Source organism: Phytobacter cepae (assembly GCF_054165735.1).
This window is the reverse complement of record NZ_CM135107.1, coordinates 3,889,535-3,912,923: the sequence shown is the minus strand read 5'-3', so window position 1 is coordinate 3,912,923 and position 23,389 is coordinate 3,889,535. Positions and strand designations below refer to the sequence as shown.

The following is a 23,389-nucleotide window of genomic DNA, read 5'->3' as shown; positions in this document are numbered from 1 at the left end:
CACCCTCTCCTCTATGGGAGAGGGTGTGCACCCCCTAATAAAATCCCCTCATTAACCGTTTCAGCCCTTTCGCCTTCCTTGAGCCATACTCATTCTGGTGGTATCGTTTAGCGCTTTTTTGAAAATTTGAATCGACATTTGAGGGGATTTCCGCAATGCGTATTATTCTGCTTGGCGCTCCAGGCGCGGGTAAAGGAACTCAGGCACAGTTCATTATGGAGAAATACGGTATTCCGCAAATCTCCACGGGCGATATGCTCCGTGCTGCTGTTAAATCTGGCAGTGAGCTGGGCAAGCAAGCAAAAGACATCATGGATGCCGGTAAGCTGGTCACCGATGAACTGGTTATTGCGCTGGTAAAAGAGCGAATCACCCAGGAAGATTGCCGTAACGGTTTCCTGCTCGACGGCTTCCCGCGTACTATCCCGCAGGCTGATGCCATGAAAGAAGCTGGTATCAATGTTGATTTCGTTCTGGAATTCGACGTACCGGACGAACTGATCGTTGACCGTATTATCGGTCGTCGCGTCCATGCGGCTTCTGGCCGCGTTTACCACATCAAATTCAATCCGCCGAAGGTGGAAGGTAAAGACGACGTGACCGGCGAAGAGCTGACCACCCGTAAAGACGATCAGGAAGAGACCGTGCGTAAGCGTCTGGTGGAATACCATCAGTTGACTGCACCGCTGATTGGTTACTACCAGAACGAAGCCAAAGCAGGCAACACCCAGTACGCTAAAGTTGACGGCACCAAAGCCGTGAGCGACGTGCGTGCCGAACTGGAAAAAATCCTCGGCTAAGTCTGCTCATCCCCGACGCCCGTCGGGGATGCTTTAACAATCGCTGCAATTGGTTTCGTTTACGCGCTTTTCAGTTACAATCATTAACCAGTTCAATGGTTAAGAGGCGCGAATGAGTCAGGCGAAAACAGGTATTCTGCTGGCCAATCTTGGTACCCCCGAAGCACCCACTCCCGATGCGGTAAAACGTTACCTGCGGCAATTTTTAAGTGACCGTCGCGTCGTTGATACCTCTCGTTTGCTATGGTGGCCGCTGCTGCGTGGCGTCATTTTGCCCATTCGTTCTCCGCGCGTTGCTAAACTCTACCAGTCCGTCTGGATGGAAGAGGGCTCGCCGTTGATGGTCTTCAGCCGCAGGCAACAACGGGCGCTGGCCGCACGTCTTGCAGATGTGCCCGTCGCCCTCGGTATGAGCTACGGTTCACCGTCGCTGGAGAGCGCTGTAGAAGAGTTAATGGCGCAGGATGTCGAGCACATCGTTGTACTGCCGCTCTACCCGCAGTACTCCTGCTCAACCGTCGGTGCCGTATGGGACGAACTGGGGCGCATTCTGGCAAAGAAACGCCAGATACCCGGTATCACTTTCATTCGCGACTATGCTGACGAGCAGGCTTATATCACCGCGCTGGCTAACAGCGTGCGTGCCTCCTTTGCCCTTCACGGGGAGCCCGATCTGCTGCTGCTCTCTTATCACGGCATCCCGCAGCGTTATGCAGATGAAGGTGACAGTTACCCGCAGCGCTGCCGTGATACCACGCGTGAACTGGTCTCTGCGCTGGAGCTGCCGCCGGAAAAGGTGATGATGACCTTCCAGTCGCGTTTTGGGCGTGAACCCTGGCTGACCCCCTACACTGACGAAACCATGAAAATGTTGGGTGAGAAGGGCGTGAAGCATATTCAGGTCATGAGTCCAGGTTTTGCCGCCGATTGCCTGGAGACACTGGAAGAGATAGCCGTGCAGAACCGGGAATTCTTCCTCGAAGCGGGTGGTGAGAAATATGAATATATTCCTGCACTTAATGATTCACCCGATCATATCGAGATGATGGTGAGTCTCACTGAGAAATATCGCTAATCGCGCGCCGGGCGGGGAGTGTGCTAACATTCCCGGCCCACTCCTCACGCCGTAACAACGACCATGAAATTTCCCGGTAAACGCAAATCCAAACACTATTTCCCTGTAAACGCCCGCGATCCGCTGCTGCAACAAATTCAGCCTGAAAATGAGACCAGTGCGACCTGGGTAGTGGGAATCGATCAGACGCTGGTGGATATTGAAGCCAAAGTCGATGATGCGTTTATTACCCGTTATGGATTAAGCGCCGGTCATTCACTGGTGATCGCCGATGATGTCGCCGAAGCGCTCTATCAGGAGCTGGTGCGAGACAATCTCATTACCCATCAGTTTGCCGGTGGCACTATCGGTAACACCATGCACAATTATTCGGTGCTGGCGGACGATCGTTCTGTCCTCCTGGGAGTGATGTGTAACAACATCGAGATTGGCAGCTACGCCTATCGTTACCTGTGTAACACCTCCAGCCGTACCGATCTTAACTACCTGCAGGGTGTTGATGGCGCCATTGGACGCTGCTTTACCCTGATCAACGATTCCGGTGAGCGCACCTTTGCTATCAGCCCAGGGCAAATGAATCAGCTTCGTGCCGACAGCATTCCTGAAGCGGTGATTGCCGGCGCTTCAGCCCTGGTGCTGACGTCTTATCTGGTGCGCTGTAACCCCGGTGAGCCAATGCCGGCCGCCACCATGCAGGCCGTTGCCTACGCTAAAAAACATAACGTGCCGGTGGTGCTGACGCTGGGCACGAAATACGTCATCGCCGATAACCCGCAGTGGTGGCGCGATTTTCTCAAAGAACACGTGTCGATTCTGGCGATGAACGAAGAAGAGGCCCATGCGCTGACCGGCGAGAGCGATCCGCTGGTCGCAGCCGATAAGGCGCTGGACTGGGTTGACCTGGTGCTGTGTACCGCGGGTCCCATTGGACTGTATATGGCCGGTTTCACCGAAGATGAAGCCAAACGTAAAACCCAGCATCCCTTGTTGCCCGGTGCCATTGCCGAATTTAATCAGTTCGAATTCAGCCGTGCGATGCGCCATAAAGATTGTGTGAACCCGCTGCGTATCTTCTCGCACATCGCTCCTTATATGGGCGGCCCGGAAAAGATCATGAATACCAACGGGGCAGGGGATGGCGCACTGGCGGCGTTGCTGCATGACATCACGGCAAATAACTACCACCGCCTTAATGTGCCGAACTCCAGCAAACACAGCTTCACCTGGCTGACCTACTCCTCGCTGGCGCAGGTATGCAAATATGCGAATCGCGTGAGCTATCAGGTGCTGAACCAGCATGCCCCACGCTTATCACGCGGTTTGCCCGAGCGTGAAGACAGTCTGGAAGAGTCCTACTGGGAGAGGTAACAGCCCGGAGGGATCCCCACAAAAAAATGCGAGCACGATTGGTCCCCTCGCCCCACTGGGGAGAGGGTTAGGGTGAGGGGGAAAATGCAGCTCTGGTGGTCATTCCGTTCACCTTATGTTCCTTGCTTTTCTGTCACGCCAGAACCCGTGAACGTGCCAGTGTGGTTCACCGCCACCACCCTGGCGACCCGGGCTCCCGGCCAGGAAAATCGCCGCTGGCGCGGTTCACTCAGCGCATTCCTTCAGGCTTATCGGGGACGGGCGAAGGTAACGTCCCTGTAAAGTCGCCCTCGCCGCGCATCCCTGCGCGTCGCCCCGGCCTTACGGATACGCTTCGTCGATTTTCAGCCGGACCCAGTCATCGCGGTGACTGTTGTGTTCTCATGGCGAAATGTTATCGCTGTAAGATGTAATATTCCGCCCCCTCAGCTTCGTGGGTGAGGGGCAAAGACAGCACCGACTACCCCGTTACCGCCTCTTCAATCGGGGGCTTCTCCAGCAGCGTCAGCATGGTATTGGCAATCTCACGCTCACCCATTACCACCTGATTAGCCCCGCGCTCCATGATGTAATCCACCTCATCGTCGTAATGGGCACGGGCGATGATCTCAATGTTCGGGCACTTCTCACGCGCGGTAGTGACAATTTCACCCGCTTCATAGCCGTTCGGAATGGTCAGCAGCAGCCAGCGAGCACAGTCGAGATGCGCCAGATTCATGATCTCTTCATTAGCAGCGTTACCCAGCACCGCGCGGATACCGCGTTCACGAAGCTCATCCACCCGCGTGCGCGAGGTCTCGATCACCACCAGCGGAATCCCCTGCGCCATCAGCTTCTCGCCAAGCAGGCTGCCGACGCGGCCAAAGCCTACCAGCAGCGCATGGTTGCAGATGTCCACCGGGATCTGTTTCTCTTCTTCAATCGCCTCTTCCAGCGTCTGCTCTTCCAGGGTTTCGGTTTTATCGAGGTATTTTTCCAGCACCGCGAACAGAATCGGATTCAGCATGATGGAAAGAATCGCCCCGGCCAGGACCAGGTTTTGACCTGCCTGAGGCAACAGATCCAGCGCCATGCCCAGACCGGCCAGGATAAAGGCGAACTCACCAATTTGTGCAAGACTGGCCGCAATGGTTAGCGCTGTGCGCTGTGAGTGGCCAAACATACGCACCAGCAAGAAGGCGGCGACGGATTTACCAAAGATGATGATGGCCAGCGTCGCCAGTACCGCCAGCGGCTGCTTAATTAGCACCAGCGGGTCGAACAACATGCCGACGGAGACGAAGAACAGCACCGCAAAGGCGTCCCGCAGCGGCAACGTATCATGGGCGGCACGATGGCTCAGTTCTGATTCGTTTAACACCATCCCGGCGAAGAACGCACCCAGCGCAAAGGAGACATCAAAGAGCTCAACAGCCCCAAAGGCGATACCGAGGGCCAGCGCCAGAACCGAAAGGGTAAAAAGCTCCCGGGAGCCGGTGGCGGCGCTTCGTGCCATGATCCACGGCACCAGACGGCGTCCCACCAGCATCATAATGGCGATAAAGGCGACCACTTTGCCGATGGTAATGCCCATATCCACCGCCAGCGTTGCCAGGCCAACGTTTCCTTTTTCAACCATTCCAGCGACGGCGGGCAGCAGGACGAGCGTCAGTACCATCACCAGATCTTCAACAATCAACCAGCCGATGGCGATTTGCCCGCGCTGGCTGTCGATAAGCTGTCGTTCTTCAAGCGCTCGCAACAGCACCACGGTACTGGCAGTTGAAAGACAGAGTCCAAACACGATGCCCGTCATTAATGACCAGCCCAGTGCTGCGGAAAGCGCCATACCCAGGAGCGTGGCGACGGCAATCTGCGCTATCGCTCCGGGGATGGCGATGGCCTTTACCGCCATCAAATCCTTTAACGAAAAATGAAGACCCACGCCAAACATCAGCAATATAACGCCTAACTCCGCCAGCTCAGGTGCAAGCTTGGTGTCCGCCACAAATCCAGGGGTGAACGGCCCGGCCAGTACGCCAGCAAGCAGATAACCCACAAGAGGGGAAATACGCAGTTTGTTGGCAAGCATACCGAGGATAAAAGCGAGAACAAGCCCGCCCACAATGGTGGTGATTAGCGGTGTGGCGTGATGCATTCCGTCTCCTTTCGTTGATGCGTGGATCCATTTTGGTCGATTAACCAAAACCCGAGTTACAGTTTATGACAATTTTAACCATTGTGTTTGTGAATAATTGTTGAATTCAGAAGAAAATGGCACGTTGGGCGAAAAAAAAGGGGATGAGGGGCATCAAACGTAGTGATCGGGTTGTAAGTGCTTATCTACAAGAGAAGTTGAGGGCCAAAGTCTGGCTTTGACCCTACGGAAATTACCCTTTATGACGGTTATCGGGCAGGAATATGGTCAGAATCCCCAGTAAAGGCAGGTAAGCACAGATTTTATAGACCAAATCGATACTGGTATGGTCCGCAATGACGCCGAGAACCGCGGCGCCCAAGCCACCCATGCCGAAAGCAAAACCGAAAAACAGCCCTGAAACCATACCGATACGCCCCGGTAACAGCTCCTGCGCATAGACCAGAATGGCGGAAAACGCCGATGCCAGCACAAAACCAATGATCACCGTTAAAATGCCGGTCCAGAACAAGGTTGCATAGGGTAAAAGGAGGGTAAAAGGTGCAACCCCGAGGATAGAGCCCCAAATCACATATTTGCGTCCAATCCGGTCACCGACAGGCCCGCCAATCACCGTACCGGCAGCGACGGCGAATAAGAAGACAAACAGATGAAGCTGGGCGCTTTGCACCGACAGGTCGAACTTATTCATCAGATAAAAGGTGAAATAGCTGCTGATGCTCGCCATATAGAAGTATTTCGAAAAAATCAGAATCAGCAGCACGCACACGGCGAGAATGACTTTATTCCGCGGCAGGGGATTTATCACTGGCGTGGATTTTTGCCCGGCGTTGACCCGGTGTTGCGCCGCATACCAGCGGCTGACCTGAGCCAGTACCACAATCGCCAGCAGCGCCGCCAGTACAAACCAGGCCACGTTACCTTTGCCGTAAGGGGCAATGACGACCGCGGCCAACAGCGGGCCTAACGAGCTGCCAAAATTGCCGCCCACCTGGAAGATGGACTGCGCAAGGCCGTGGCGGCCACCGGAAGCCATACGGGCGACACGGGAGGATTCCGGATGGAAGACCGAAGAGCCGGTGCCGACCAGCGCCGCTGCAATCAATACGCTGCCGAAGCTACCGGCCAGCGCCAGCAGTACCAGACCGCAGAGGGTAAAGCACATGCCAATCGGCAGTGACCAGGGCATCGGATGTTTATCCGTCCAGTAACCCACCACCGGTTGTAGCAATGATGAAGAGAGCTGGAAGGTGAGGGTAATCATCCCTATCTGCATAAAGGAGAGAGAAAACTCGCCCTGCAGGATGGGGTAAATCGCCAGAATCAGCGACTGAATCATATCATTTAACAGATGCGACACGCTGATGGCACCAAGAATGCCGAAGGAGGTGCGCGTTTTTGCAGCCGACCCGGACGGAGCGGTCAGCGGTTGAGGGTTTTCACTGATTGCCATAAATACTCTGTCTTAGTGTGCGATGTAAAAAGTTTCGGAACTGTAATAATTATCTGGCTAACATACCTGCGCTTAAGGTTTGAAGGAAGTCGCAATTCTGAAAACTTATTTGTCTATTCTCGCAATGCACAGTACTTTTGCGTTTGTTAATGAATCAGGGAGAGAAGCATGAAATTGTTAAAAAAGAGCGGGGTGCTGGCAATTCTGGCGGCACTGAGTCTGGTAAGCACCCAGGTCCAGGCATATGAGCAGGATAAAACCTATAAGGTCACCATTCTGCATACCAACGATCACCATGGTCACTTCTGGCGTAGCGACTACGGCGAGTACGGCTTGTCGGCGCAAAAAACGCTGGTGGATGGCATTCGTAAAGAGGTCGCGGCTGACGGCGGCAGCGTACTGCTGTTATCCGGTGGCGATATCAACACCGGCGTGCCGGAGTCTGATTTGCAGGACGCCGAGCCTGATTTCCGTGGCATGAATCTGATTGGTTACGATGCGATGGCCGTGGGTAATCATGAATTTGATAATCCGATGAGCGTGCTGCGCCAGCAGGAGAAATGGGCCAAATTCCCGTTCCTGTCGGCCAATATCTATCAAAAAAGTACGAACGAACGGCTGTTTAAGCCGTGGATGATATTCGACAGGCAGGGACTGAAAATCGCGGTTATCGGTTTGACCACCGACGACACGGCAAAGATTGGCAATCCGGAGTTTTTCACCGACATCGAGTTCCGTAAACCTGCCGAGGAAGCGAAGCTGGTGATTGATGAACTCAATCAGAATCAGAAACCGGATGTCATTATTGCGACAACCCATATGGGCCACTATGACAACGGCGAGCATGGTTCAAATGCGCCGGGCGACGTGGAGATGGCACGCAGCCTGCCGAAAGGTGCGCTGGCGATGATTGTGGGTGGTCACTCTCAGGATCCGGTCTGCATGGCCTCTGAAAATAAAAAACAGGTGGATTATGTGCCCGGTACGCCGTGTGCGCCCGACCAGCAGAACGGCATCTGGATCGTTCAGGCCCACGAGTGGGGCAAATATGTGGGACGTGCTGACTTCGAGTTTCGCAACGGTGAAATGAAGATGGTGCGCTACCAGCTCATTCCGGTGAACCTGAAGAAGAAAGTGACCTACGACAACGGTAAGAGTGAACGTGTGCTGTTCACCCCTGAAATTCAGGAGAGTCCGCAAATGCTCTCTCTGTTGACGCCATTCCAGAATAAAGGCAAAGCGCAGCTTGGCGTGAAAGTCGGCAGTGTTAACGGGCATCTGGAGGGCGATCGCAGCAAGGTACGCTTCGTGCAAACCAATCTGTCACGGGTATTGCTGGCCGCACAAATGGCCCGCACCAGTGCCGATCTTGCGGTGATGAGCGGTGGCGGAGTGCGTGACTCCATTGAGGCGGGTGACATTACCTATAAAGATGTGCTGAAAGTGCAGCCGTTTGGTAACACCGTGGTGTATGCGGACATGAACGGTAAAGAGCTGACCGATTACCTGACCGCCGTGGCGAAGATGAAACCGGACTCTGGTGCCTATCCGCAGTTTGCGAACGTCAGTTTTGTCGCAAAAGACGGTGTGCTCAACGATCTCAAAATCAAAGGCGAAGCCATTGACCCGGCAAAAAACTACCGCCTGGCAACGTTAAGCTTTAACGCCACCGGCGGTGACGGCTACCCGCATATCGACGATAAACCGGGCTATGTGAATACCGGCTTTATTGATGCTGAAGTGCTCAAACAGTTTATTGAACAAAACTCGCCGCTGGATGTGGGGGCTTACGAGCCGAAAGGCGAGGTAAGCTGGCAGTAACGGGGATATGTGAGGCATCCCCGCGGGCATGGACGGTTCCCTCGCCCCACCGGGGAGAGGGTTAGGGTGAGGGGGAAATGCAGCTCTGATGGTCATTCCGTTCACCTTATGTTCCATGCTTTTTTGTAGCAACAGAACCCGTGAACGTGCCAGGGTGGTTCACCGCCACCACCCTGGCGACCCGGGCTCCCGGCCAGGAAAATCGCCGCTGGCGCGGTCCACTCAGCGTATTCCTTCAGGCTTCTCGGGGACGGGCGAAGGTAACGTCCATGTAAAGTCGCCCTCGCCGCGCATCCCTGCGCGTCGCCCCGGCCCTGCGGATACGCTTCGTCGATTTTCAGCCGGATCCTGTCATCGCGGTGACTGTTTTATTCTCATGACGCAGTGTTATCGCTGCAAAACGTAATATTACTGAGAATCCCACATCCCTCGGATGAGGGAATAAACCTGCACGAAACCCTCACTCCCGGCGGGCAATATCGGCAAATTTCGCATCAAGAATGTTCGCCAGATCGCTTGCCGCCAGTTCAATATCTAACCCGCGTTTGCCACCGGACACATACACGGTGGCAAATTGCTGTGCAGGCGCATCAATCACCGTCGGCAGGCGTTTCTTTTGCCCTAACGGACTGATCCCGCCTACCAGGTAGCCTGTCACACGCTGCGCGACCATCGGATCGGCCATATCGACTTTCTTGGCGCCCAGCGCTTTCGCCACCTTTTTAAGATCAAGCAGCCCGGCAACCGGGGTGACGGCAACGGCAAGCTGTTTCATGTCGCCGTTCAGCGCGACTAACAGCGTTTTATACACCTGGTCTGGATTCAGCCCCAGCTTACGCACCACTTCGTCACCAAAGTTGGTCTCATTGGGATCATGATCGTAGGTATGAATCTGGAAAGGGATTTTGTTTTTCTCGAGTAACTTAACGGCGGGAGTCATAGCAGTCCTTTAAACCACAGTTATTTCACGCGTTCAGCATACGCCCGTCCAGGGACGCAAAAATAGTACTATCTTGCGCAAGAGTATTGGCAGTGGCAAAAGATTGAGCGACAATCTTGCCACCCGAAGCGCGAGTTTCGGCATAATAATAAAACTGAAATTCCTCTTTGACGGGCCAATATCATTATTGGCCATTTTTTTGCCGCAACAGCGTCGGTAAATTTCCCTCGCCATAGAGATGCAGCGCGCCTGCCGCCACCACATAATGGCCCGGCGGTAACGCCCACAATCGTTCACACCAGGCCCGATTGCGCTGATGCATCAACACATCATGCAACGAGGCGCTGAACGTTGTCGGCAACGTTAACGGCTCCTCGGGCGGCGGCGACTCCAGCCACCAGCTCAACATCACCTGTAACAGGCGCGCATTTTCATGCCAGTGGGTGAGCGTGTCATTTAGCAACTCATTACCGCCATCGGGAAGCCGGAGCAGAATCTCTACCTGGTTTTCTGTCCCTTCCAGCTCTATCACCGGCGTCGAAAATTGTTGTGCAGATTGCAGTAACTGATAATCGATACCAAAGTCCGGGCGTAAACCGAGACGCTGAGCCTGAGTAGCCTGCAACACCAGCGCAATATGCCAGGCCGGACGAGTATCAAACTCCTCTCGCGACAGACCTAAGGTGCGCAGAGTTTCGTCGAGCGCGGCAAGTTGTTCGGTGGAAAGTCGCTCGACCAGCGGCGGGCAGACAGGAAGATTTGAGAAAGGGGAGCCACTGCTGGCAACATCGGCCTCAACAAGCAGGGCATCGGCTTTGCGCAATTTTTGCAATAAGCCATCGGGGAGAGGAGACATGCCCTGGGTGCCCATATGAATACTGCCCACCAGGTGAAGGTGGCGCTGGCCAGGCAGGGTGACGTCAATGGCAGGCCAGGCATAGTGGCGCGCATGAAAGAAATTTTTTATTCGCTGAAACAGCCCCATACGCGCTTCCCGAAGTGAAAAAGCCATGCTAGCGCGTAGAGGGGAAAGGTGCAAATCCCCCACCATTACGGCGGGGGAAGGTTCACTCCTTCGGCGTAAAGCGCAGCAGCCGGTTAGCATTACTCACCACCGTAATGGACGACAGCGCCATCGCCGCGCCCGCCACCACCGGGTCAAGCAGGGTGCCGGTCAGCGGCCAGAGAATACCGGCGGCAATCGGAATGCCAAGTGAGTTATAGACAAACGCGCCCAACAGGTTCTGCTTCATATTGCGCAAGGTCGCTTTGGAAATTGCCAGCGCATCGGCCACACCCGTCAGACTATGGCGCATCAGGGTAATGGCGGCGGTTTCAATAGCGACATCGCTGCCGCCGCCCATCGCAATTCCGACTTCCGCCTGGGCCAGCGCGGGCGCATCGTTAATACCGTCACCCACCATGGCGACCCGGCGGCCCTCCGCCTGCAATTTTTTTATCGCATCGGCTTTGCCATCCGGCAGCACACCTGCGATGACCTCATCAATGCCTGCCTCTCTGGCAATAGCATTGGCGGTGACAGGATTATCACCGGTGAGCATAACCAGACGGTAACCCGCCCGGTGCAGGCGCTGCAAAGCGCTGACGCTGTCATCACGCAAGGGGTCACGAATAGCAAAGAGCGCGGCCGCCTTACCGTCCACCGCCAGCAGCACCGGTGTGGCACCTTGCGACGCCTGGGCGTTAACCTCATCGGTCAGGCTATCCAGTGCGATGCTCTGCCCGCTAAGCAGCGCCTGATTACCCAGCAGCAGCGTACTCCCCTCGACGTCTCCGCTCACACCAAGCCCACGCAGGGTGCGGAAGCTCTGAACCTCAGGCAGCACGCCGTCACCCGCTTTTTCGAGTAGGGCTTTTGCCAGCGGATGACTGGAGCCTTGTTCCAGTGCCGCGGCAAAGATGATGGCCTGCGCTTCGCTATAGCCGTTAACAGTTTTAACCGCGACCACCTGCGGCATACCGCGCGTCAGGGTGCCGGTTTTATCAAACACCAGCGTATCGAGGGTGCTGGCGCGTTGCAGGGCATCAGCATCACGCACCAGTACGCCAAACTCTGCCGCACGACCGACACCCGAAATGATCGACATTGGCGTGGCAAGCCCGAGCGCGCAGGGGCAGGCAATGATCAGCACCGTGGTGGTAATCACCAGCGTGTAGACGATTTGCGGCGCCGGGCCGAACAGATACCAGATAGCCCCACTTAGCAGCGCAATGGCGACCACCACCGGGACAAAAATGGCTGAGATCTTATCCGCCAACTGACCGATTTCCGGTTTGCTGCTCTGTGCCTGGCGCACCATGCGAATAATGCGCGACAAGGTGGTGTGACTGCCGACGGCGCTGGCAGTAAATAACACGCTACCGTCCTGCACGACCGTCCCGGCGTGGATACCGTCACCGGTGTTTTTTTCCTGCGGTACCGGCTCCCCGGTGAGCATCGCTTCGTCGAACCAGGCTTCGCCCTGGGTAATGTTGCCATCGACCGGCACACGATCCCCGGTGGTTAAGCGCAGCGTCATTCCCGGCTGAACTTCGGCCAGAGGCACGCTTTTCTCGCCCTGTTCTGTCACTACGCGCGCGGTGGGGGGCGTTAAATCGAGCAGTTTTTCCAGCGCCTTTGATGAGCGCTGGCGGGCGCGGGCTTCGAGCATGTGGCCAAGGTTAATCAGGCCGATGATCATCGCGCTCGCTTCGTAATAGAGATGGCGCGCTTCCATCGGGAACCACTGCGGCCAGAGGTTGACGCTCATGGAGTAAAGCCAGGCCGCCCCGGTGCCCAGTGCCACCAGGGTGTCCATGGTGGCGGTGCCGTTGGTCAGGCTTTTCCAGGCGCTGCGGTAGAAATGGCCGCCTGCCACTATCATCACACCCAGCGTCAGAACACCAATACACAGCCACAGGGTGCGGTTGTCGGCGGTGACCATCATATTGTCACCCCACATTCCCCACACCATCACCGGCACGCCGAGCAGTAAGGCGATGACGGCCTGCCAACGGAATCGAGTCATGGTCGCGACCGCCGTTTCCTGCTGGCGCGCCCGACGTTTCATATCATCTTCAATGGCTTCCGCGCCGTAACCGGCATGTTCGACGGCGAGGACTAAATCTGTGGCGGAGGCGCTCCCCATGATTAATGCAGAGCGCTCCGCAAGGTTGACCCGTGCCTGGGTGACGCCCGGTACCGCCTGTAAGGCTTTTTGCACCCGGGAGACACAGCTGGCGCAGCTCATGCCGTTAATTAACAGCTGTTGGCTGTCATCAAGGTCATCGGCTGCCGGAAGCTCGGAAGTGGCCGCTGTCAGTGCTTCCGACGGGAGTGATGACTCTGCCAGCGGTTTAGCCTTTGGGTGGCTGACGCTCGCGTCATACCCGGCTTGTTTGATGGTGTCGATCAGCGCAGACGCCTCTGCACTGCCGGTGATTTGCGCGTGCGTAATGGTGACTTCAGCCTGCTCGACATCGTCACGTTGCTCCAGGCTCTCTTTCACCCGTTTAACGCAGTGCCCGCAGGAGAGTCCGTCCAGATCCAGCTCTATAATGTGAGACATAATTAATTTCCTGTATGATTGGTCGTATAAACATTGACCTGATTAATCACGTGTACTGATTGTTGAACAGGTTAAACCTTCCATCAAGGGGAAGGTCAAGGGGGAAGTATGAATATCAGCATCGTGGCCAAAAAAACCGGGCTGACCAGCAAAGCCATCCGCTTTTATGAAGATAAAGGGCTGGTGACGCCGCCGCTGCGTGGAGACAACGGTTATCGCAGCTACACGCAGCAGCACATCAACGAGCTGACGCTGTTACGTCAGGCGCGTCAGGTGGGGTTCAACCTCGAAGAGTGCGGTGAGCTGGTGAATCTGTTTAACGATCCGGCACGCCACAGCGCGGATGTGAAAGCGCGCACCCTGCAAAAAGTGTCTGAAATTGAACGTCATATTGTTGAACTGGAAGCGATGCGCAAACAGCTCCTGTCGCTGGCGGCATCCTGTCCTGGCGATGACAGCGCGAACTGCCCCATCATTGATAATCTCTCGGGCTGCTGCCATCACAAGGTTAATGCCTGACGGGGTTGAGCATAAAGACTACCGTACCACGATACCACGCCGGGAAGCGGGGCAACTGCGCGGCGTCCCACTCACCGTCCTGCACCAGCCCCAGCTTAAACGGAATCCGCAGCCCGGCGAGGGCTGGCAAGTATTGAGCATACTCCGGTACGGTTTTACGCCCCTGGTAGCTTTGAATCACCAGTTCATCAACGGGTAGGGTGTTCAGTACCGCAATATTGCCGGTTTTCGCCCAGTCGAGAAGCCCGGTCACCCCCAGCGCGTAACCTGCGGGTAGAATCGCCCGAACCCGTTTCAGGAACAGGCCATAGTTATCGAGCCGCCGGGTGGCGGCATCGAAATCAATTTGTAATCCCACCACCTCGTTCCCGGCCTTCTTCCAGCTTTCCAGAAGCTGGTTGATGCGTTGCAAGTCAGCGTCCGGCACATCCAGCGTTTCGAGGCGCACCGTTAACCAGATGTGAGGGAAGGTGAGTTTGCTGACCGGCAGGCCGACTTTCTGAAAGACCGCGCCAGAGGGGCGCAGCAGAATCTCCGCCTGGTGCAGATAAACGGTCTGCGCATCCTTCAGTGCCGGGGTTGGCTTAACGCCAGACCATAGCCAGAATGCGCGGTGCTGATCAGCCTTGACTGCCGCCAGGGTGGGGGGCGGCAGTAGCAAGGCGGCAATTACCAGTAATATTTGAGCTGTTGTGCCCACACACTGCCCGGATATTGCTGTTTGAGCTGCGTGAACCAGGCTTTGCGCTGCGCCTTATCGACCTCTTCGCCACCGCAGTCGTTATAGCCGGACGGTGAATAACACATCACCGCACGGTAAAGGGCAAAGCTCTTATCTTCCGGCTCCGCTTTCTTATCCGCGATAACCTGCTGGTAGTAGCGCTGGCGATCCGACTGGCCGCTGTCCAGCGCTTTTGCGACTGCGCTATCGAGCATGCCGTTGCCTTGTGACTCTTTCCAGACGCCGACGCTGGCTTGCGTGGTGCGGAAGAACTCCCCGAGGCAGTTCAGTGCATGAGCGTCCTGCGGTTTTTGTGCCAGTACGCCGACGGTTTTTTCCAGCGATGCACAGTGGTACTCGCCGTCCGCCTGGCTCCCGTCCCAGCCAAAGACATTCAGATCCACATCGTCGAACGCTTTATCAATGACCGGGGGAGTGATATGGCTGCTGAGCTTTTTATCGTCCAGCCAGGTCTTATATTCCCCATGGATCAGGTCTTTAATCAGCAGCGTATGCAGGGCGATAGTGCGCTCTTCGTTATTCGGGCCGTTGGCAACCTGTTCACGCAGACGCGCCGGCGTTGCGACGGTTTTCAGCACCAGTGAACGGTAACGCAGATTTTTCACCGCACTGTCGGCGGCAAAAATAGCATCGACATTCCCGCTGAACGCGTCCGTCGCCGCCACTTTGGCCTGCAAATACTGCTGCTGTTCAACGTCTTTGCTCAGCGTAAGCAGATGCAGCCAGTGCGCGCGCGCTTGCGGCCACTGCTTTTGTGCCATTAACGCTTCGCCATACAGCGACTGTTCGCTGAACAACAGAATGTTATTGGCAGGCAGGGCTTCTGCCGGTTTGATGCTCTGCACAATCTGCGGATATTTTTCCTGCGCATAATCGAGCGTAAGCGTCAGATAGCGCCACAGATCGAGCGCATTGCTCTTTTCGAAAATGGGCTTGATGTTCTGCAGGAACGCATCGTCCACGCAGGGTGCGCGATCGTTGCATTTTACTTCGCGCATCAGGCGCAGCGCCTGGGTAAAGGTGATAAGCGGAGCATCCGGCGCGCTGACGAAATAGCTGTCGTACTGCGTCAGGTCTTTGCTTTGCATTTTGCTGTCGTTCTCAGCGATCAGCGCCACCAGTGCGTCACCGTTCTCTGCCTGCAACAACGCTTTTTCATACAGCGCGGCCAGCGCGTCCCAGTCCTCAAGATACCAGTTGATGCGCCGCAGCAGCCCCTGAGTGGAGGCCGCATACTCTCCCTTTGGCCACTGGTCGAGATAGGCTTTTGCTGTGTCCCGCGCCTGACCGACCGCGGCCTTGTCGACTTTTTTTACATCAAAATCGCCGTACTCGCCGTTGGCATTCACCGTGCTCTGGTTGAGTGCGGTGCGCATCAACATATAGGTCGCGGTTTCAGCAAGCCACGGTTGTTGAAGGGCTTTCAGCCGGGTAAAGGTTTGAGCCGCTTCGGTATAATTGCCCAGATAGAAATCATTGGCCGCCAGCAGGTAATCACGAAAATGGGCAGCCGCAGAATCTGGGTCAGCAGCCAGTGCCGTGAGATCGTTGAGATCGGCAGCATCACCTGGGATCTGAAGTCTGGCTTTCGCCAGCGCGGCCCGCTGATCGGCGGTCAGCGACGGTTCCGCCAGCAGGGCGGCATAAAATTGCGACACCGAATCGCGGTTATTGGAGACAAAACGACCCGCAGAGTCATCCCCTTTCAGGGTCGTCTCTTTGATAAGCTCCGGCGGCAGGGCGAGTTGTTTCAGTTGTTCAGCCAGTGTCGTATCTTCGACGGGGGGCGTCTCGGCTGACCCCGGCGCGGCATACCACTCTTCGATATGTTCGCCGAAATAGTAGTTACGGTTGCGGGTGAGATCTTCCGGCACCGGCTGGCGGAGCGGCGTCAGTGCATGTTTTTCACCCACCAGACGCAGCAGGTTATCGCGGGTATCGTTGCCAGTGCCCAACACCGGAGGGCTTGAAAGATAACAGCTTTCAACGCCCCAGGGGCAACTTCCCATGTCTGATGATGCAAAAGCATTTGCGCTGGCAAAGGCCGTCGCGAGGAAAACCCATTTCCCTGTTTTTATTTTGTGCATGTTTAACTGTTTTCTGAATGGAGTTTGATGCGAAGCGTGATGCCTTCTACGGCAACCACTTCAACCTTCGAGCCTGCGGGTAATTCTTCATCTGCGCTCACGGGCCAGGAGCTGTCACCCACGCGCATGTGCCCACGCCCGTTGACCAGCGCCGTGTCCAGCGTAAAGCGGCGGCCAACCAGTTGTTGCCCACGCTGATTAAGTGCAGCGTCAGCCGGTTTCTGTTCACGCACGCGTTTTGACAGCCACAGCCACCAGAGCCAGGCGGCGATAAGGGTCAGCACGGCAAAGAGCACGCCCTGCCACTCCCAGCCAAAGGGCACAATCCAGACCAGCAAACCGGTAATGACTGCCGCCACGCCGCTCCAGAGCAGATAGCCGTTGCCGCCGAGCATTTCGGCGGCCAGCAGCAGGCCACCGAGACTTAGCCAGAAGATATACGCATGTTCAAACAGCAGGGCGATCATGGTTTTTTCCGTTCGCTGGCGCTGTCTTTCACCAGCTCAGCAATACCTGCAATCGACCCCATCAGGCTGCTGGCATCCAGCGGCATCATCACGACTTTGCTGTTATTCGCGGAACCAATTTGTTGCAGCGCTTCGGTATATTTCTGCGCCACGAAGTAGTTAATCGCCTGTACATCACCTGCGGCAATCGCCTCGGAAACCATTTTCGTTGCGCGGGCTTCCGCTTCTGCGGAACGCTCACGGGCTTCCGCCTGCAAAAATGCCGACTGACGTTCGCCTTCGGCTTTCAGGATTTTTGATTGCTTCTCACCCTCGGCTTTGACGATTTCCGCCTGGCGAATCCCTTCGGCTTCGAGGATATACGCACGCTTGGTACGTTCAGCTTTCATCTGCGCGTTCATGGAGGACACCAGCTCGGCCGGTGGGCGAACATCGCGAATCTCAATACGGGTCACTTTGATGCCCCACGGATTCGTGGCCTCATCGACAATATGCAGCAGGCGGGTATTGATGCTGTCACGCTGTGACAGCATTTCGTCCAGCTCCATGGAACCGAGCACGGTACGGATGTTAGTCATGGTGAGATTGATGATCGCCAGCTCCAGATTACTCACCTCATAGGCGGCTTTCGGGGCATCGATAACCTGAATAAAACAGACGGCATCAATGGTAACGTTGGCGTTATCTTTCGAGATGACTTCCTGAGAAGGAATATCGAGGACTTGTTCCATCATGTTGATCTTACGACCAATCCGATCCATAAATGGCACCACCAGGCTCAGGCCTGGCTGGAGAGAACGGGTATAACGACCGAAGCGTTCCACCGTCCACTGATATCCCTGTGGCACGATTTTGACACCCGCACCGACGATGACCAGCGCGACGAAGATAAGAATAGGGATGACGATGAGCATCAAATAAACCTCCTGTTTAATTTGATGTCATTCTAAACAAATTTGGGGATCATAACAGCGCGATCCCCAAATTTAGCAGGCGGGATCAGTAAAGCAGAGAGTAGAGCTGGCGACGGTACTTCGATGCCAGCGCATCACCGGTGCCCAGGGCTGCCAGAATCTCCTGCAACATTTTGCGCGCCTGGCCGTCAGCAGCACCCAAATCTTTGCGCAAATGGCTGAACAACAGCTCCAGCGCTTCCTCATTACGTCCTACCTGATGCAGCTGCAAGGCCAGTTGACTCGCCAGCTGCGCATCCGCCGGATTTTGCTCAACCTGCTGCTGAAGCAGCTGGATTTCGGGTGTATCCGCGGCCTGTTTCAACAGTTCGATTTGCGCGACCAGCCCCTGGTAGCGGGTATCCTGGTCCTGCAACGGAATGGTTTTCAACACCGTTTCGGCATCTTCAGAACGGTTAAGGGCAATTTGCGTCTCTGCCAGCAGCAGACCGATTTCACTGTTTTGATTCGAGAGCTGCCAGGCGTCTTTCAGCAGCGGCAGTGCATCGGCGTGGTTGCCTTCCTCAATCAGCTGCATTGCCTGCTGGGCTTTCAACTCTTCTTCCCGTGGCAGGACTTTGTCCAGCAGGGCGCGAATCGCTTCTTCCGGCTGTGGCCCCTGGAAACCGTCGACAGGCTGACCGTTCTGGAACAGGTAAACCGTCGGGATCGCGCGCAGACCAAACTGCGACGCGAGCATCTGTTCCGCATCACAGTCCACTTTCGCGAGGATAAACTGCCCGTTGTATTGCGCGGCGAGGCTTTCCAGCACCGGCGTCAGTTGCAGACAGTGCTGGCTGCGTTCGGACCAGAAATAGAACAGCACCGGGACAGTGGCGGACTGTTCGAGCGTCTGGTGCAGGTTTGCTTCATTAATGTTGACGATGTTCTGTACAGACATGGGCATTTCTCTGTTTAAGTGTTTACTCATACATGGGGTACAGGCTAAGCGCCTTCAACTCACCCGTGTAAAATTTTATCCATTGCGCGTGCCGGGAGCAGGCGCTTAAGCAGGCTCACCACGTGAGTCACCACGGTCACCGGGTAGCGTAGTTTCGGCTTCGGACTCTCAAAAGCATGGCGCACTTTGGCTACAACGGCTTCCGGGCCGAGGGTGAAACGTGCGGCAATGCCTGGGTTTTCCACGGCTTTATCGCTGGTCTGATTGACGTTTTCCGTGAAACGGGTGCGAATCGGGCCGGGTTCAATCAGGCTCACCTTGATCCCGGAATGGCGCAGTTCCATACGCAGGGCATCGGACCAGGCTTCCAGCGCATATTTGCTGGCCGCATAGGCCCCGCGCCCAGGGGTGGAAATCAGCCCCATCACCGAAGAGGTCATCACAATACGCCCTTCGCCGTGGGGGATCATCGCGGGCAGCAGACGCATCGTGAGCTGATGCGCGCCAAAAACGTTGGCCGAAAACTGCTGTTCCATCTGGGCACGGCTGATGGTGTTAAGCGGGCCATAGACGCCGTAGCCTGCGTTATTAAAGATACCGTACAGACGGTTTTCCGTCAGAGCGATGACCTCATCGGCGGCGCGTTCTACGCTCTCAGGGGAGTCGAGATCCAGCAACACGCCGGTAAATCCTGCCTGATTCATCCGCGCCACGTCGTCGCTTTTACGGCAGGCTGCCAGCACGCGAAAGCCCTGGCGCTTGAGTTCATGGGCGCTTTCCAGACCAATTCCGCTGGAACATCCTGTTATTAAGACCGTTTTTTGCATAACTTTACCTGAAAGCGTCCCTGATAAATCAGGAGTCGTGATTAACTAATGGAGCCAACCGGGTTGCCATCCAGTCAGCAATAAAGGGCTGAGCATCGCGGTTCGGGTGAATACCGTCATCCTGCATCCACTGGGGTTTCAGATAGACCTCTTCCATAAAAAAGGGCACAAGAGGAATATCAAACTCTTTGGCGAGCTTAGGATACACCGCGCTGAAGGACTCAGTATAACGGCGACCGTAGTTAGCAGGCAGCCGGATTTGCATCAGCAACGGCTGGGCGTTCGCCGCTTTCACCGCCTGTAAAATGGTGCGCAGCGTGGCTTCTGTTTGCTGCGGAGCAAATCCACGCAAGCCGTCATTACCACCGAGTTCCACCAGCACCCAACGCGGCTGATGCTCTTTGAGCAGCGCAGGCAGACGTGCCAGCCCCTGTTGTGAAGTGTCGCCACTGATACTGGCGTTGACGACCGGCGGTTTTTGCTGCCATTTATCATTGAGTAACGCAGGCCAGGCGGTATTGGCCGCCATACGATAGCCCGCGCTCAGGCTGTCTCCCAACACCAGTAACGTGTCCGCCGCCGCGGCGCGCAGGCTAAACAGAAGCAGAAACAGGAAGGGCAAATGCCAGCGGAAAACATTGTTGAAGTTCATCATCTTAAGAAGTCCGTCGGTCAGGGGGAGCATGAACTTCCCATCCTTACCGGAGTTGAGCTTGTTGTCAAACGGGCGCAGACCCTTGCCCTGATTGGTGAGTCCGGTTCGGGGAAATCGACGCTGCTTGCGATCCTCGCCGGGCTTGATGATGGTAGCAGTGGTGAAGTAAATCTGCTCGGTAAGCCGCTGCATGCAATGGATGAAGAAGCGCGTGCGAAGCTGCGTGCCGACAGCGTTGGCTTTGTCTTTCAATCCTTTATGCTGATTCCCACCCTCAATGCGCTGGAAAACGTCGAACTTCCGGCCCTGCTACGGGGGGAAAACAGTGCTGAAAGCCGGGCGAGCGCGAAAGCCTTACTGGAAAACCTGGGGCTGGGTAAACGTCTGGACCATCTTCCGGCACAGCTGTCCGGCGGCGAGCAGCAGCGCGTGGCGCTGGCCCGCGCCTTTAATGGTCAACCTGAATTACTTTTTGCTGACGAACCCACCGGCAACCTCGACCGCCAGACCGGCGACAAAATTGCCGACCTCCTCTTCTCCATGAACCAGCAATATGGCACCACCCTGATTCTGGTGACGCATGACCCGGCGCTTGCGGCACGCTGTGACCGCCGTTTACGTCTGGTGAATGGCGAACTGCAGGAGGAGGCATGATAGCCCGCTGGTTCTGGCGCGAGTGGCGCTCGCCTTCACTGCTCATCGTCTGGCTGGCGTTAAGTCTGGCGGTGGCCTGCGTACTGGCGCTTGGCAATATTAGCGATCGCATGGAGAAGGGGTTAAGCCAGCAGAGTCGCGATTTTCTGGCCGGCGATCGGGCGCTGCGTAGCTCCCGTGAAATACCGCAGGCCTGGCTGGATGAAGCGCGTAAAAATGGCCTGAAAGTCAGCGAGCAGATCTCTTTTGCCACCATGACGTTCGCCAAAGATACGCCCCAACTGGCAAACGTGAAAGCCGTAGACGATAGCTATCCGCTGTACGGTGAGTTACAAACCACCCCGCCGCAGGTCAAGCCCAGGGCGGGCACGGTACTGCTGGCCCCACGCCTGATGGCGCTGCTGAATCTGAAAACCGGTGACACTATCGATGTGGGCGATGCCACGTTACGCATTGCTGGTGAGGTGGTTCAGGAGCCGGACTCCGGGTTTAACCCGTTTGAAATGGCGCCGCGTCTGCTGATGAACACCGCTGATGTGGCGAAAACCGGGGCGGTGCAGCCGGGCAGTCGTGTGAGCTGGCGGGTAAAGTTTGCCGGCACGCCTGCGCAACTTGAGGCGTACGAAAGCTGGCTGCTGCCGCAACTCAAACCGGAACATCGCTGGTACGGGCTTGAGCAGGATGAAGGCGCGCTTGGTAAGTCTTTACAACGCGCGCAGCAGTTCCTCCTGCTTTCGGCGCTGTTAACGCTGCTGCTGGCGGTCGCCGCCGTTGCGGTCGCCATGAACCACTACTGCCGCAGTCGTTACGACCTGGTGGCAGTTCTCAAAACGCTGGGGGCGGGCAGGGCGCAACTGCGCAAATTGATCGTCGGTCAGTGGCTGATGGTGCTGGCGCTGTCGGCCATCGCCGGCGGCATTATTGGGCTGGGGTTTGAAAAAATCCTGATGGCTCTCCTCAAGCCCGTTTTACCGGTCTCGCTGCCTGCCGCCAGCGGCTGGCCGTGGCTGTGGTCGATTGGCGCGATGGTTGTTATCTCATTGCTGGTGGGGCTGCGCCCTTATCGTCTGCTGTTGGCAACGCAACCGCTGCGCGTGCTGCGTCGCGATGCCGTTGCCGATGTCTGGCCGCTGAAGTTCTATCTGCCGATGATTAGCGGCGTGGCCGTGCTGCTGCTCGCCTGCTTAATGGGCGCAAGCATACTGTTATGGTCGGTGCTGGCCGGGGCCGTGGTGCTGGCACTGGTTTGCGGCGTCGTGGGCTGGCTGCTGCTGAGCGTGATGAAGACGCTGACGCTAAAAGCCTTACCGCTGCGCCTTGCGGTGAATCGCCTGCTGCGCCAGCCGGGCTCAACGCTGAGCCAGCTGTCGGCGTTTTCCCTCTCCTTTATGCTGCTGGCCATGCTGCTGGTGCTGCGTGGGGACTTGCTCGACCGATGGCAGCAACAGTTGCCGCCGGAAAGCCCGAACTATTTCCTCATTAACATCGCGCCGGAGCAGGTGGTGCCGGTGAAGGCGTTCCTGTCTGAACATCATGTGATCCCGCAGACGTTCTGGCCTATCGTGCGTGCCCGGCTGACGCAGATTAACGGCCAGACCACCGACGGTAACAGTGATGAGTCGCTCAATCGCGAACTGAACCTCACCTGGCAGGGAGCAGAAGCGAATCACAACCCGGTCACCGCAGGCACCTGGCCGCCGAAAGCCGGCGAAGTCTCTATCGAACAGGAGCTGGCAAAACGCCTTAAGCTCAAGCTCGGGGATACCGTGACCTTTACGGGAGATACTCAGGAATTCAGTGCTAAAGTGACCAGCCTGCGTAAAGTGGACTGGGAGAGCCTGCGCCCGAACTTCTTCTTTATCTTCCCGCAGGGGGCGCTGGACGGGCAACCGCAGAGCTGGCTGACCAGTTTCCGCTGGCAGAATGGCAACGGCATGCTCACCCAGCTTAACCGCGAGTTCCCGACCATCAGCCTGCTTGATATTGGCGCAATTCTGAAGCAGGTCGGTCAGGTGCTGGAGCAGGTCAGCCGTGCGCTGGAGGTGATGGTGGTGCTGGTGACGGTCTGCGGCATATTGCTGCTGCTGGCACAGGTGCAGGTGGGCATGCGTCAGCGTCATCAGGAACTGGTGGTCTACCGCACGCTCGGGGCAGGCAAACGGCTGCTGCGTACCACGCTATGGTGTGAGTTTGCGCTGTTGGGGTTTGTCTCGGGGCTGGTGGCGGCGATGGGTGCGGAGACCGCACTGGCGGTGCTGCAAACCTACGTCTTTGACTTCCCGTGGCAGCCGGACTGGCGATTGTGGGTGATACTCCCCGTGTGTGGCGCACTGTTGCTCTCTTTATGTGGCGGTTGGCTGGGCACCCGCTTGCTGAAAGGCAAAGCGCTTTTCCGTCAGTTCAACCTCACATAATAAAGCC

Annotated in this window: 20 protein-coding genes; 8 read left to right on the top strand and 12 right to left on the bottom strand. The window is 56.3% G+C overall.

Annotated elements, in window-relative coordinates; all coding sequences use genetic code 11:
• Positions 1-155 precede the first annotated feature (155 nt).
• The 4 genes from adk (at position 156) to ACUY4Q_RS18485 (ending at position 3,525) form a co-directional block, all read left to right on the top strand.
• Positions 156-800, top strand: a complete 645-nt coding sequence (gene adk, locus ACUY4Q_RS18500; protein WP_458044170.1) for an adenylate kinase — start codon at positions 156-158, stop codon at positions 798-800.
• Positions 801-912: 112 nt separating this feature from the next.
• Positions 913-1,875 carry a ferrochelatase gene (gene hemH / locus ACUY4Q_RS18495; RefSeq protein WP_458044169.1) on the top strand — a complete coding sequence of 321 codons (963 nt, stop codon included), beginning with the start codon at positions 913-915 and terminating at the stop codon, positions 1,873-1,875.
• A gap of 63 nt (positions 1,876-1,938) precedes the next feature.
• A complete protein-coding gene (locus tag ACUY4Q_RS18490; protein WP_458044168.1) occupies positions 1,939-3,243 on the top strand; it encodes an inosine/guanosine kinase in 1,305 nt (434 codons plus the stop codon).
• A gap of 84 nt (positions 3,244-3,327) precedes the next feature.
• Entirely contained in the window at positions 3,328-3,525 is a 198-nt protein-coding gene (locus ACUY4Q_RS18485) for a hypothetical protein (protein WP_458044167.1), read from the top strand.
• 178 nt (positions 3,526-3,703) lie between these two features.
• On the opposite strand, the gene ybaL is transcribed toward ACUY4Q_RS18485, so the two are convergent.
• The gene (gene ybaL / locus ACUY4Q_RS18480; RefSeq protein ID WP_458044166.1) at positions 3,704-5,380 is read right to left on the bottom strand and encodes a YbaL family putative K(+) efflux transporter; all 1,677 of its coding nucleotides are present in this window, start codon (positions 5,378-5,380) and stop codon (positions 3,704-3,706) included.
• Positions 5,381-5,612: 232 nt separating this feature from the next.
• Positions 5,613-6,833: an MFS transporter gene (locus ACUY4Q_RS18475; protein ID WP_458044165.1), complete on the bottom strand. Its 1,221-nt coding sequence runs from the start codon at positions 6,831-6,833 to the stop codon at positions 5,613-5,615.
• A 168-nt stretch (positions 6,834-7,001) separates the two neighbouring features.
• Between ACUY4Q_RS18475 and ushA the strand changes: the two genes are divergently transcribed.
• Positions 7,002-8,654 (top strand): bifunctional UDP-sugar hydrolase/5'-nucleotidase UshA, encoded by a 1,653-nt coding sequence (gene ushA, locus ACUY4Q_RS18470; RefSeq protein WP_458044164.1) that lies wholly within the window; start codon positions 7,002-7,004, stop codon positions 8,652-8,654.
• A 460-nt stretch (positions 8,655-9,114) separates the two neighbouring features.
• On the opposite strand, the gene ybaK is transcribed toward ushA, so the two are convergent.
• The 3 genes from ybaK to copA all read right to left on the bottom strand — a co-directional run bounded on the left by ybaK (position 9,115) and on the right by copA (position 13,163).
• Entirely contained in the window at positions 9,115-9,594 is a 480-nt protein-coding gene (gene ybaK / locus ACUY4Q_RS18465) for a Cys-tRNA(Pro)/Cys-tRNA(Cys) deacylase YbaK (protein ID WP_458044163.1), read from the bottom strand.
• A 184-nt stretch (positions 9,595-9,778) separates the two neighbouring features.
• Positions 9,779-10,579, bottom strand: coding sequence for a TraB/GumN family protein (locus tag ACUY4Q_RS18460; RefSeq protein ID WP_458047385.1), 801 nt, complete (start codon positions 10,577-10,579; stop codon positions 9,779-9,781).
• Between the two features lie 82 nt (positions 10,580-10,661).
• Positions 10,662-13,163, bottom strand: a complete 2,502-nt coding sequence (gene copA, locus ACUY4Q_RS18455) for a copper-exporting P-type ATPase CopA (protein WP_458044162.1) — start codon at positions 13,161-13,163, stop codon at positions 10,662-10,664.
• Between the two features lie 108 nt (positions 13,164-13,271).
• Here copA and cueR point away from each other — a divergent pair, with 108 nt between their 5' ends.
• Positions 13,272-13,682 carry a Cu(I)-responsive transcriptional regulator gene (cueR, locus tag ACUY4Q_RS18450; protein ID WP_458044161.1) on the top strand — a complete coding sequence of 137 codons (411 nt, stop codon included), beginning with the start codon at positions 13,272-13,274 and terminating at the stop codon, positions 13,680-13,682.
• On the opposite strand, the gene ACUY4Q_RS18445 is transcribed toward cueR, so the two are convergent.
• From ACUY4Q_RS18445 to tesA, 7 genes are all read right to left on the bottom strand, one after another.
• Positions 13,672-14,382: a DUF3142 domain-containing protein gene (locus ACUY4Q_RS18445; protein ID WP_458044160.1), complete on the bottom strand. Its 711-nt coding sequence runs from the start codon at positions 14,380-14,382 to the stop codon at positions 13,672-13,674. The two genes, cueR and ACUY4Q_RS18445, sit on opposite strands and share 11 nt — an antisense overlap.
• Positions 14,352-16,511, bottom strand: a complete 2,160-nt coding sequence (locus ACUY4Q_RS18440) for a PA5441 family protein (RefSeq protein WP_458044159.1) — start codon at positions 16,509-16,511, stop codon at positions 14,352-14,354. Before ACUY4Q_RS18440 ends, ACUY4Q_RS18445 begins: the two co-directional genes overlap by 31 nt.
• 2 nt (positions 16,512-16,513) lie before the next feature.
• A complete protein-coding gene (locus ACUY4Q_RS18435; protein WP_458044158.1) occupies positions 16,514-16,978 on the bottom strand; it encodes an NfeD family protein in 465 nt (154 codons plus the stop codon).
• Positions 16,975-17,892, bottom strand: coding sequence for an SPFH domain-containing protein (locus tag ACUY4Q_RS18430; RefSeq protein ID WP_458044157.1), 918 nt, complete (start codon positions 17,890-17,892; stop codon positions 16,975-16,977). The genes ACUY4Q_RS18435 and ACUY4Q_RS18430 overlap by 4 nt, the downstream gene beginning before the upstream one ends.
• Positions 17,893-17,977: 85 nt before the next feature.
• Entirely contained in the window at positions 17,978-18,832 is an 855-nt protein-coding gene (locus ACUY4Q_RS18425; RefSeq protein ID WP_458044156.1) for a co-chaperone YbbN, read from the bottom strand.
• 59 nt (positions 18,833-18,891) lie between these two features.
• Positions 18,892-19,659: an SDR family oxidoreductase gene (locus tag ACUY4Q_RS18420; RefSeq protein WP_458044155.1), complete on the bottom strand. Its 768-nt coding sequence runs from the start codon at positions 19,657-19,659 to the stop codon at positions 18,892-18,894.
• Between the two features lie 28 nt (positions 19,660-19,687).
• A complete protein-coding gene (gene tesA / locus ACUY4Q_RS18415; protein WP_505335119.1) occupies positions 19,688-20,311 on the bottom strand; it encodes a multifunctional acyl-CoA thioesterase I/protease I/lysophospholipase L1 in 624 nt (207 codons plus the stop codon).
• On the opposite strand from tesA, the gene ybbA reads away from it, so the two are divergent.
• Both ybbA and ybbP read left to right on the top strand, forming a co-directional pair.
• The gene (gene ybbA / locus ACUY4Q_RS18410; RefSeq protein ID WP_458044153.1) at positions 20,282-20,968 is read left to right on the top strand and encodes a putative ABC transporter ATP-binding protein YbbA; all 687 of its coding nucleotides are present in this window, start codon (positions 20,282-20,284) and stop codon (positions 20,966-20,968) included. The genes tesA and ybbA overlap by 30 nt on opposite strands.
• Positions 20,965-23,382 carry a putative ABC transporter permease subunit YbbP gene (gene ybbP, locus ACUY4Q_RS18405; RefSeq protein WP_458044152.1) on the top strand — a complete coding sequence of 806 codons (2,418 nt, stop codon included), beginning with the start codon at positions 20,965-20,967 and terminating at the stop codon, positions 23,380-23,382. Before ybbA ends, ybbP begins: the two co-directional genes overlap by 4 nt.
• Positions 23,383-23,389 lie beyond the last annotated feature (7 nt).